Below are 11,352 nucleotides of genomic sequence, written 5' to 3'. Positions count from 1 at the left end.
CCCGGGCCGAAGTCGCGGGAGTTGCAGGCCCGCCGTACCGCCGCGGTCGCCGGCGGTGTGGGGTCCGTGCTGCCCGTCTTCGCCGCCCGCGCCGACGGTGGGATCGTCGAGGACGTGGACGGCAACCGGCTGATCGACTTCGGTTCCGGTATCGCCGTGACCTCCGTCGGCGCCAGCGCCGAGGCCGTCGTACGCCGTGCCTCCGCCCAGCTCGCGGACTTCACCCACACCTGTTTCATGGTCACGCCGTACGAGGGGTACGTCGAGGTCTGTGAACGGCTCGCCGAGCTGACTCCCGGCGACCACGCCAAGAAGTCCGCCCTGTTCAACTCGGGCGCGGAGGCCGTCGAGAACGCCGTCAAGATCGCCCGTTCGTACACCAGGCGTCAGGCGGTCGTGGTCTTCGATCACGGCTACCACGGCCGTACGAACCTCACCATGGCGCTGACCTCGAAGAACATGCCGTACAAGAACGGCTTCGGACCGTTCGCGCCGGAGATCTACCGGGTGCCGGTCGCCTATGGCTACCGCTGGCCGACCGGCCCCGAGAACTGCGGTCCCGAGGCGTCCGCCCAGGCCGTCGACCAGATCAGCAAGCAGATCGGGGCCGACAACGTCGCCGCGATCGTCATCGAGCCGCTGCTCGGCGAGGGCGGTTTCATCGAGCCCGCCAAGGGCTTCCTCCCGGCGTTGGCGAAGTTCGCCAAGGACAACGGGATCGTGTTCGTGGCGGACGAGATCCAGTCCGGCTTCTGCCGTACCGGCCAGTGGTTCGCGTGTGAGGACGAGGGCGTCGTCCCGGATCTGATCACCACCGCCAAGGGCATCGCGGGCGGTCTGCCGCTCGCCGCGGTGACCGGCCGCGCCGAGATCATGGACGCCGCGCACGCGGGCGGCCTCGGCGGTACGTACGGCGGCAACCCGGTGGCCTGCGCCGCCGCGCTCGGCGCCATCGAGACGATGAAGGAGCTGGACCTCGTCTCGAAGGCACGGCACATCGAGTCCGTCATGAAGGGCCGGCTCTTTGCCCTGAGCGAGAAGTACGACATCATCGGCGACATCCGCGGCCGTGGCGCGATGATCGCGATCGAGCTGGTGAAGGACCGCGCCACCAAGGAGCCGGACCCGCAGGCGACCGCCGCGCTGGCCAAGGCCTGCCATCAGGCAGGACTGGTGGTCCTGACCTGTGGCACTTACGGCAATGTGCTGCGCTTCCTGCCGCCTCTGGTGATCGGCGAGGATCTGCTGAACGAGGGCCTGGACATCGTCGAGCAGGCGTTCTCGGCCGTCTGACCGGCGCTCTCCGCCCTCCGAAATGCCCGGTCGGGCATCCGAGGAGCCCGGCCGGGGCATCGGTGAGGGCCTGTGAAGAAGGTGTGCGAGGGCGATGGCGGGAGCCGTTTCCGGCTGTCGGTCCTCGCCGCCCTGTCGTACGGTTTCCGCAGATGAGAGAAACACCCCGCTCGCAGGGGACTGCGGGCGACACCGGAGCGGAGCATCCCCAGCACCGCTTTGGTCGTGCCTTCGCGCACACCACTGGAGATTCAGGCTCTGGAACTCCTTGCCGATCGGACGGCCGCCCGCCCCAAACCCCCCGGGGCGTGCGGTACACCGATACGGACGGCCGCCCCGGAACTCCCCCCCCTGTTCCGGGGCGGCCTCCTTTTCTCTCCCGAATCGCCCGGACCTCCAGAACTTCCAGGACCCTGGCCTTTGTGCTCTGCGCGGTCCTCTTCCCGCTCCTGACCTGGCAGGCCGCCGCGGGCGGACCGCTGCGCGACGCCGATGAACGGCTCGGCCTGGCGCTCGCCCGCCAAGGGCCCACACCTCTGACGGAATCTCTCGCGGACCTCGGCGGTATGCCGGTGGCGCTCCCCGTACTGGCCGCGGCGCTCGGATACGCCTTGTGGCACGGGCAGCGCGCTCGGGCCCTGGCCGCCGCGCTCGCCATGGCCGCCGTGCCCGCGCTGGTCGTACCGCTCAAGATCTGGACCGACCGGCAGGGACCGCTCACCGACGCGACCGGCTACTACCCGTCCGGGCATACGGCGACGGCCATGGTGGCGTACGGCGGCGCGGCGCTGCTCCTCGCTCCGTACACCCGGCGGAACTGGGCGATGCCCGTCGCCGTCCTGCTCACCCTGGCGACGGGCATCGGTCTCGTACTGCGTGGCTACCACTGGCCGCTGGACGTTCTCGGCAGCCTGGCGCTGTGCGGAATGCTTCTTCTGGTTCTGGGAAGGGTGCTCCGCGCACTCGGCACGCCCGGAGCACCCGCGAGGCGGCCCCGGCTCAGCCGAAGTACGCGTCGAAGTTCCGGGAGAACTCCCACTGGTTGAAGCGGTCCCAGTTGATCGACCAGGTCATCAGTCCGCGCAGCGCGGGCCAGGTGCCATGGGTCTGGTAGGAACCGCAGTCGGTCTTCTTCGTCAGACAGTTCAGCGCCTTGTTGACCTCGGCGGGCGAGGTGTGGCCGTTGCCCGCCTGCGTCGAGGCCGGCAGGCCGATGGCCACCTGCTCCGGGCGCAGCGCCGGGAAGACCTTCGAGGTGTCACCGGCCACCGGGAAGCCGGTGAGCAGCATGTCGGTCATGGCGATATGGAAGTCCGCGCCGCCCATGGAGTGGTACTGGTTGTCCAGTCCCATGATCGAGCCCGAGTTGTAGTCCTGGACATGGAGCAGGGTGAGATCGTCCCGGAGGGCGTGGATCACCGGGAGGTACGCGCCGGCGCGCGGGTCCTGGCCGCCCCAGGGACCGGATCCGTAGTACTGGTATCCGAGCTGTACGAAGAAGGTCTCGGGCGCCATCGTCAGAATGAAGTCCGCGCCGTACTTGGCCTTGAGCGTCTTGATCGCCGAGATCAGATTGACGATGACCGGAGTGGTCGGGTTGCGGAAGTCGGTGTCACCGGTGTTCAGCGAGAGCGAGTGGCCCTCGAAGTCGATGTCCAGCCCGTTCAGACCGTACTCGTCGATGATCCTGGAGACCGAGGAGACAAAGGTGTCACGGGCGGCGGTGGTGGCGAGCTGGACCTGGCCGTTGGCGCCGCCGATGGAGATCAGGACCTTCTTGCCGGCCGCCTGCTTGGCCTTGATGGCGGCCTTGAACTCGGCCGCGGATTCGACGTTCGGGCATTCGGCGGCCGGGCAGAGGCTGAACCGTATGTCGCCGGAGGTGACCGAAGTGGGCTCGCCGAAGGCGAGGTTGATGACATCCCACGAGTCGGGCACATCGGCCATCCGCGTGTAGCCGGATCCGTTGGCGAAGCTGGAGTGCAGATAGCCGACCAGGGCGTGGGCGGGCAGTCCGCCGCCGTTTCCGCCGCCTCCGCCCGAGGCGGATGTGGTGGCGCTGACGGCCGGTGAGAGGGCCGACGCGCCGGCGGCGTTGGTCGCGGCGACCTGGAAGCTGTACGCCGTGGACGGGCTGAGCCCGGTGACGGTCGCCGAGGTGCCGCTGACGTCGAGCGCCTTGGTGCCGCCCCGGTAGACGGTGTAGCCGGTGGCTCCGGTGACGGGCGACCAGGAGAGTGCCACGGAGGAGGAGGTGACCGTGCCCGCCCGCAGACCGGTGGGGACGGCCGGAGGCTGGGCGGGAGTGCCGCCGGGGCCCACCAGGGTGAGATCGTCGGCGTAGTACGTCGGCGTGCCGTACCAGCCGTGGGTGTAGACGGTCACCGAGCTGGTGGACGGCCCGGTGCGGAAGCTGGTGGTGAGCTGCTGCCAGCCCGGCGCGGACGCCGTCCAGGTCGAGACATCGGTCGTACCGGTCCCGGACGCGCCGAGGTAGACATAGCTGCCCTGGACCCAGGCGCTCAGTGTGTACGCGGAGTTCGGCTGGACCGCGACCGTCTGGGAGCACTTGGCGTTGTCGCTGCCCGCGGGAGTGCCCTTGAGCGCGCCGCTGCCGCCGTGCACGGGCGTGGAGACGACGGCGCCGCTGCCGGCCGTACAACTCCAGCCGCTGAGGCCGGACTCGAAGTTTCCGTTACGGGCGATGTCCGCGTCGGCGGCACTCGCCGTCTGTGCGGCGGCGACAAGACCGCTCGCGGTGAGGACGGCTGCCGCGAGGGCGGCCACCAGTCTGGGATACAGAGCCGGACGTCTGGTGCGTTCCACAACTGCCTCCGGGCATGGGGGGAATGGACGTGGCGGAGCGCGCACAGCATGGTCCAGACCAATTGTTTGGTCAAGACCTCTGACAGCACCGCGGCCCCGTCCGTTCACTCCCCGGCGTCCTCCGGGCCCTCGGAGTCCCTCCGGCCCTCAGTGTCTCCCCGGCTCTCGATGCCCCACCGGCTCACGTCGGTGTCCCACCCGCTCGCGTCGTCGGCCGCGCCGCCGGGCCTGCCCGCCATTCCCGCCGCCGCCTCGTGCATGGCCAGTTCGAGCAGCGACGGATCGGTAAGAGTGCCCGCGCCGTCCGGTGGGATCAGCCAGCGCATCCCGCCGCTCGCCCGCCCCGGATACGGGACGACGATCCAGGTGCCGCGACCGGCGCCGCGTACGCCCGTACCGAGCCAGCGCGCGGCCGTTCCCGGCGGTACGAAGAAGCCCATCCGGGAGTCGCCGAAGTCGGCGAGCACCGGTCCTGGCCGGTCGACGAGCCTGGTCAGCACATCGAGTGTCGGATAGCCGAGATCACCGGGAAGGATCAGTACGTCCCAGCGCCGGCCGGCGGGCAGGAGAGCGATCCCGAGCGGATTGCGCTCCCACTCCCACCGGCAGGCCTCGGGATCCGGTGCCACCGATGCCAGCCACTCCACCGCGCTCTGTGCCCCCGAGCCAGTCATAAGCCCGGCCTCCCATCCGTATTGTTGGACAGTGTGTCCATAGGAGGCGAGACACGGATGGCGCCGGTGGATGACGCGGGTTCGGACGACTACTTGTCAGTGATCTGACTCACACGGATGAAACCCAGGACGTGTCCGCGGCCGGTGGTCTCCTTTCACCACCAGGACGTGGGATAGACCTCTCGCCGCAGACGGGAGGAGACCATCTGCACCAGGACGAGCAGCACCGCGCCGACGACCAGCAGAGGCACGAAGCGGCCGGCGGGCGGACCGGTGAGCATGATCATGACGGCGGTCGCCATGGCCGGCGGATGGGCCGTCTTGACCACGAGCGCGAATCCGCAGGCTGCCCCACAGGCCACGGCGGCGGCCCACGGGCCGTGCCAGCCGAGGGCGAGAATGCCGAAGCTGACGAGGCAGGACAGCAGGTGCCCGCCGATGACATGGCGAGGCTGCGCGAGCGGCGACTCGGGCGTCGCGGTGATGATCGCCGTCGTGGCCGCGAGCGGCGGTATCAGCACCGTCTGGTGTGTGAGCGTCCCGACGGCCACCAGGACAGCCAGCCCGAGCGATGTGGTGACGGCCGCCGACACGGCCCTCGCCGGACGGGCCGGGACTTTTCTGCCTTCGCCATCCCGGATGAACCTCATGAACGCGACGCTCTTGCCCGGAGGGAAGGCGTCCAGCAGCACAGCGCCTCCAGGGCGCGCGGAATCAGCACGGGAACTCCAGAACCGTCCCCGCTTCCTGGCCACGGCGGCTCGTCGTCCGTGAAGACGGGGATCACACCCGAGATCCTGGCGTCGCCTGCCGCCGCCCGTCCAAGTCGGCTTTTCGATTGCTTGATCGACGCCGTCGATCAATGCGCGAGAAACGTCCAGCCGAGAGGCCCTAACTATCGAAGCCCAGTCCGAGCCTGTCCATCGTGCGCAGCCAGGCGTTGCGCCGGCCGCCACGTGCGTCCGCGCGCGCCAGGGACCACTTGGTGAGGCCGATCCCGGCCCAGGCGACCGGCTCGGGCGGGAACGGCAGCGGCTTGCTCCGTACCATCTCCAGCTCCGTACGCTCGGTGCGCTCGCCCGCCAGCAGATCGAGCATCACCTCACCGCCGAACCTGGTCGCGCCGACACCGAGACCGGTGTATCCGGCCGCGTACGCGACCTGACCGTCGTACGCCGTGCCGAAGAAGGCCGCGAAGCGCGAGCAGGTGTCGATCGCACCGCCCCAGGCATGGCTGAAGCGCAGGCCCGCCAACTGCGGGAAGCACTCGAAGAAGTGGGTGGCGAGCTTGCGATAGGTCTCCGGACGGTGGTCGAGCTCGGCGCTGAGCCGCCCGCCGTACGGATAGACCGCGTCATAGCCGCCCCAGAGGATGCGGTGGTCGGGAGTGATCCGGAAGTAGTGGAACTGATTGGCGCTGTCGCCGAGTCCCTGACGGTTCTTCCAGCCGATCGCGCTGAGCTGTTCGTCCGTCAGCGGCTCGGTCATCAGGGCGTAGTCGTAGACCGGGACGGTGTACGGACGGACGCGTCTGACCAGCGACGGGAAGACATTGGTGCCGAGCGCGACGCGCCGCGCGAAGACCCGGCCGTACGGCGTACGAACGGCCATCCCGGCCCCGGCCGCACCGCCTCCTGCAGCCCTCGCAGCCCCAGCCCCAGCCCCAGCCGCTCCCGTACGCCGTCTGACACGCGCCAGCTCCAGCCCACGGGTGTTCTCGTAGATCCGTACGCCCAGGTCCAGACACGCCTGCTTGAGTCCCCAGGCGAGCTTCGCCGGATGAAGCATGGCGACTCCGCGCCGGTCCCACAGCCCGCCGAGAAACGTCGGCGAGTCGACCTCGGCCCGCATCGCGTCCCTGTCCAGCAGTTCGAGCCCGGTGAAGCCGAGCGCGGTCGCCTCCTCGTACAGCGCGCGCAGATCGTCGAGCTGGTACGGCTCGGTGGCCACATCGATCTCGCCGGTGCGCTCGAAGGCGCAGTCGATCCCGTGGCGGGCGACCGTCGCCTCGATGGCGTCGAGATTGCGCTCGCCCAGCTCCTCCAGTCTGTGCAGCTCGCCCGGCCAGCGGGCGAGTCCGTTGGCGAAGCCATGGGTGAGGGAGGCGGAGCAGAAGCCGCCGTTGCGGCCCGAGGCGGCCCAGCCCACCTCGTGGCCTTCGATCAGTACGACATCACGGCCGGGATCGCGCTCCTTGGCGAGCAGCGCGGTCCACAGTCCGCTGTAACCGCCGCCGACGACGAGAAGATCGCAGTGCTCGTCACCGGTGAGGGCGGGCAGCGCTCCGGGCCTGCCGGGATCGTCCAGCCAGTACGGCACCGGCTGTGCGTCGGAGAGCGAGGTCAGGGCGGTACGGGTCAGGGCAGTACGCATGGCACCTGGGGCCATGTCTTCCAACTCCTTCGGAACCTGATCACGGGAGGTCACACGGGGTCACACGGCGGCGGTCTTCCTCCGCCGGTTGCTGACGAGCTGGCCGGCGATCACCATCAGTACCGCGACGACGAACATCGCCGTACCGATGACATTGATCTGCACGGGCGTGCCGCGCTGTGCCGAACCCCAGACGAACATGGGGAAGGTCACGGTCGAGCCGGCGTTGAAGTTGGTGATGATGAAGTCGTCGAAGGAAAGCGCGAAGGCGAGCAGCGCGCCCGCCGCGATCCCGGGCGCGGCTATCGGCAGGGTGACACGTACGAAGGTCTGCGCGGGCCCCGCGTAGAGATCGCGCGCCGCCTCCTCCAGCCGCGGATCCATGGACATGACCCGTGCCTTGACGGCCGTCACCACAAAACTGAGACAGAACATGATGTGGGCGATGAGGACGGTCCAGAAGCCGAGCTGCGCGCCGAGGTTGAGGAAGAGCGTCAGCAGCGAGGCGGCCATCACGACCTCGGGCATCGCCATCGGCAGAAAGATCAGCGAGTTGATCGAGCCGCGCGCCCGGAACCGGTAGCGCACCAGCGCGAAGGCGATCATCGTGCCGAGCACGGTGGCACCGAGCGTCGCCCAGGCGGCGATCTGGAGCGAGAGAGTCAGCGAGCCGCACAGATCGGCGACACCGCAGGGATCCTTCCAGGCGTCCAGGGAGAAGCGCTGCCAGGAGTAGTTGAAGCGCCCGTTCGGCTTGTTGAAGGAGAAGACCATCACCACAAGGTTGGGGACGATCATGTAGCCGAGCGTCAGCAGGCCCGCGAGGACCACCAGATTGCGCCGGATCCAGCGCGTCATGTCCGTCAGAACGCCCATCAGACCAGGTCCTCCGTCCCTGCTCGGCGGATATAGACGGTGACCATCAGCAGGACGACCGCCATGAGGATGAAGGAGAGCGCGGCGGCCGTCGGATAGTCGAGGACCCGCAGGAACTGTGTCTGAATGACGCTGCCGACCATCTTGGTGTCGGTGGAGCCGAGCAGTTCGGCGTTGACGTAGTCGCCGCTCGCCGGGATGAAGGTGAGGAGCGTGCCGGAGACGACTCCGGGCATGGAGAGCGGGAAGGTCACCTTGCGGAAGGTGGTGAACGGTCTGGCGTAGAGATCGCCAGCCGCCTCGTGGAGCCGGCCGTCGATACGCTCCAGCGAGGTGTAGAGCGGCAGGATCATGAACGGCAGGAAGTTGTACGTCAGACCGCAGACGACCGCCATGGGCGTGGCCAGTACGCGGTTGCCCTCGGTCCAGCCGAGCCAGCTCGTCACATCGAGCACATGCAGGGTGTCCAGCAGACCGACGACGGTGCCGCCGTCCGCGAGGATCGTCTTCCAGGCGAGCGTACGGATCAGAAAGCTGGTGAAGAACGGCGCGATGACCAGGACCAGCAGCAGATTGCGCCAGCGGCCCGCCTTGAAGGCGATGAGATAGGCGAGCGGATAGCCGAGCAGCAGACACAGGACCGTGGCGGTGCCCGCGTACAGCAGGGAGCGCACGAACTGCGGGTAGTACTCCTGGAGCGCGTCCCAGTAGGTCTGGAAGTGCCAGGTGACCTCGAAGCCCTGCTCCAGGGAGCCGGTCTGTACGGAGGTCGAGGCCTGGTAGACCATCGGCAGCGCGAAGAAGACCAGCAGCCAGAGGATGCCGGGCAGCAGCAGCCAGTACGGGACGAGCCGCTTGCGCGTGGAGGTCTTGCGCAGCGGCGGACCGGAGCCGTCGGCGGGCGGGACGGGCGGTGTGGGCGCGGCGGGCGGGGCCTGCGTGGTGGTCACGAGGCCTCCTCGGGCACGGTCTCGATGCCCGCGTCGATGTCCATGGCGGCGTCGAGGCCGAAGCTGTGCGCCGGGTTCCAGTGCAGTACGACCTCGGCGCCGGGGCCGAGTCGGCCGTCCCGCTCGATGTTCTGCGCGTAGACCTCGAATTCGGGACAGACCGGGCTGTCGATCACATACTGCGTGGAGACACCGATGAAGCTGGAGTCGGCGATGCGCCCGGTGATCCGGTTGCGGCCGTCGGGCACGGTCCCGGCGTCGTCCGCGTGTGCCAGGGAGATCTTCTCGGGCCGTACGCCGACGAGCAGCCGGCCGCCGCTCGTGGTCGGCGCGGAGCAGCGGTCCGCGGGCAGCCGCAGCTTGGCGCCGCCCGCCGTGACCACCACATCGCCGCCGCTGATCTCGGCGACCTCGGCCTCGATGAGATTGGAGGTGCCGAGGAAGTTGGCGACGAAGGTGGTGTCCGGGTTCTCGTAGAGATCGGCCGGGCTGCCGAGCTGCTCGACCTGGCCCGCGTTCATCACCGCGACCGTGTCGGCCATGGTCATGGCCTCCTCCTGGTCGTGGGTGACATGGATGAAGGTGATACCGACCTCGGTCTGGATGCGCTTGAGTTCGAGCTGCATCTGCCGGCGCAGCTTGAGGTCCAGGGCACCGAGCGGCTCGTCGAGCAGCAGGACCCGCGGGTGGTTGATCAGCGCGCGGGCGACGGCGACCCGCTGCTGCTGGCCGCCGGAGAGCTGGTGCGGCTTGCGCTTGGCGTAGTCACCGAGCTGGACCAGATCGAGCATCTCGCCGACCTGCTTGCGTACGGACTTGATCCCGCGGCGGCGCAGTCCGAAGGCGACGTTCTCGTAGATGTCCAGGTGCGGGAAGAGCGCGTAGCTCTGGAAGACGGTGTTGACCGGGCGCTTGTAGGGCGGCAGTTCTGTGACATCCGTGTCCCCGAGGAAGACCGTGCCGGTGGTCGGTTCCTCCAGACCGGCGATCATCCGCAGCGTGGTGGTCTTGCCGCAGCCCGACGCGCCGAGGAGGGCGAAGAAGGAGCCCTCGGGGACGGTCAGGTCGAGCGGCTTGACGGCGTGGAAGGAGCCGTATGTCTTGCTGATCCCGGTGAGGCGGACGTCGCCGCCGCCCCGGCTGGTGGATGCGGTCTCTGTCATGGGTAACGGTCCCGGGGATGAGAGGTGGACGGGCGGGCGGCCGACGCGGAGCTGCGCGCCGATGGGCTAGGCCGACATGGCCTAGGCGCCGATGAGCTTGGCGAACTTCTCCTCGTACGCCGTCTCTTCCTTGCTGCTCAGCGAGCGGAAGGCGTGCGAGGAGGCGGCCATCGCCGCGTCCGGGAGGATCAGCGTGTTGTCGGCCATCGACTTGTCGATCTTGGTGAGTTCGGCGCGTACTCCGTCGACCGGGCAGACGTAGTTGATGTACGCGGCGAGCTGGGCGGCGATCGGCGGCTGGTAGTAGTGGTCGATGAGCCGCTCGGCGTTGGTCTTGTGCCGTGCCTTGGCCGGGACCAGCAGATTATCGCTGGAGATGATGTAACCGGTCTCCGGGATCGCGAACTTGACGTCCGGGTTGTCGCTCTGGAGCTGGACGATGTCGCCCGCCCAGGCGACACAGGCGGCGATATCGCCCTTGTCGAGGTCCGCGGTGTAGTCGTTGCCGGTGAAGCGGCGGATCTGCTTCTTGTCGACGGCCTTCTGGAGCCGGGCGATCGCCGCGTCGAAGTCGTCGTCGGTGAAGCTCCCAGGATCCTTGCCGAGGTCCAGCAGAGTCATCCCGACGGTGTCGCGCATCTCGGAGAGAAAGGCGACCCGGCCCTTGAGCTGCGGATCGTCCAGGAGCTGGGAGACCGAGTCGATCTTCCGTCCGCCGGTCGCCTTGGAGTTGTAGGCGATGACGGTGGGGATTCCGGTCCACGGATAGCTGTAGGCGCGGCCCGGATCCCAGTCGGGCGAGCGGAACTGCTGGGAGAGATTGGCGTACGCGTGCGGCAGGTTCGACGGATCGAGCTTCTGCGCCCAGCCGAGCCGGATGATCCGGGCGGCCAGCCAGTCGGTGACGCATATGAGGTCACGGCCGGTGTCCTGGCCGGCCGCGAGCTGCGGCCGGATCTTGCCGAAGAACTCGACGTTGTCGTTGATGTCCGCGGTGTACTTGACCGTGATCCCGGTGCGTTCGGTGAACGCCTCCAGCGTGGGGTAGTGCTTCTCGTCCTCGCTGACGTCCATGTACTCGGTCCAGTTGGAGAAGACGATCCGCTTCTCCGTCGCCGAGTGGTCGGTGGACGCCGGGCCGTCGCCCTCGCGCTTCGCGGGCGGGATCCCGCAGCCGCTCAGACCGGCGAGCCCGCC

Annotated in this window: 10 protein-coding genes; 2 read left to right on the top strand and 8 right to left on the bottom strand. The window is 68.6% G+C overall.

Annotated elements, in window-relative coordinates; all coding sequences use genetic code 11:
• Together gabT and GA0115259_RS12370 are read left to right on the top strand one after the other, a co-directional pair.
• A partial coding sequence (gene gabT / locus GA0115259_RS12375; protein ID WP_093595159.1) for a 4-aminobutyrate--2-oxoglutarate transaminase occupies positions 1–1,293 on the top strand: 1,293 nt, incomplete at its 5' end.
• A gap of 152 nt (positions 1,294–1,445) precedes the next feature.
• The gene (locus GA0115259_RS12370) at positions 1,446–2,339 is read left to right on the top strand and encodes a phosphatase PAP2 family protein (protein ID WP_093595150.1); all 894 of its coding nucleotides are present in this window, start codon (positions 1,446–1,448) and stop codon (positions 2,337–2,339) included.
• Here GA0115259_RS12370 and GA0115259_RS12365 read toward each other — a convergent pair.
• The 8 genes from GA0115259_RS12365 to GA0115259_RS12330 all read right to left on the bottom strand — a co-directional run.
• Positions 2,293–4,119 carry a chitinase gene (locus tag GA0115259_RS12365; RefSeq protein ID WP_093595147.1) on the bottom strand — a complete coding sequence of 609 codons (1,827 nt, stop codon included), beginning with the start codon at positions 4,117–4,119 and terminating at the stop codon, positions 2,293–2,295. The genes GA0115259_RS12370 and GA0115259_RS12365 overlap by 47 nt on opposite strands.
• 104 nt (positions 4,120–4,223) lie before the next feature.
• Positions 4,224–4,793, bottom strand: a complete 570-nt coding sequence (locus tag GA0115259_RS12360; RefSeq protein ID WP_345941011.1) for a hypothetical protein — start codon at positions 4,791–4,793, stop codon at positions 4,224–4,226.
• Between the two features lie 155 nt (positions 4,794–4,948).
• Complete coding sequence (locus tag GA0115259_RS12355; RefSeq protein ID WP_141716538.1) at positions 4,949–5,443, bottom strand: HPP family protein; 495 nt, start codon at positions 5,441–5,443, stop codon at positions 4,949–4,951.
• Between the two features lie 241 nt (positions 5,444–5,684).
• Positions 5,685–7,181 carry an NAD(P)/FAD-dependent oxidoreductase gene (locus tag GA0115259_RS12350; RefSeq protein WP_093595141.1) on the bottom strand — a complete coding sequence of 499 codons (1,497 nt, stop codon included), beginning with the start codon at positions 7,179–7,181 and terminating at the stop codon, positions 5,685–5,687.
• A gap of 45 nt (positions 7,182–7,226) precedes the next feature.
• Positions 7,227–8,042 carry an ABC transporter permease gene (locus GA0115259_RS12345; RefSeq protein ID WP_237539948.1) on the bottom strand — a complete coding sequence of 272 codons (816 nt, stop codon included), beginning with the start codon at positions 8,040–8,042 and terminating at the stop codon, positions 7,227–7,229.
• Positions 8,042–8,992, bottom strand: coding sequence for an ABC transporter permease (locus GA0115259_RS12340; RefSeq protein WP_093595138.1), 951 nt, complete (start codon positions 8,990–8,992; stop codon positions 8,042–8,044). Before GA0115259_RS12340 ends, GA0115259_RS12345 begins: the two co-directional genes overlap by 1 nt.
• The gene (locus GA0115259_RS12335; protein ID WP_093595135.1) at positions 8,989–10,155 is read right to left on the bottom strand and encodes an ABC transporter ATP-binding protein; all 1,167 of its coding nucleotides are present in this window, start codon (positions 10,153–10,155) and stop codon (positions 8,989–8,991) included. Before GA0115259_RS12335 ends, GA0115259_RS12340 begins: the two co-directional genes overlap by 4 nt.
• 81 nt (positions 10,156–10,236) lie before the next feature.
• The coding region (locus GA0115259_RS12330) for an ABC transporter substrate-binding protein (protein WP_237539947.1) at positions 10,237–11,352 on the bottom strand (1,116 nt) is incomplete at its 5' end.

Source organism: Streptomyces sp. MnatMP-M17 (assembly GCF_900091995.1).
Taxonomy (GTDB): domain Bacteria; phylum Actinomycetota; class Actinomycetes; order Streptomycetales; family Streptomycetaceae; genus Streptomyces.
Note: the sequence above shows the minus strand (reverse complement) of the source record. Positions and strands in the feature narration are given on the sequence as shown.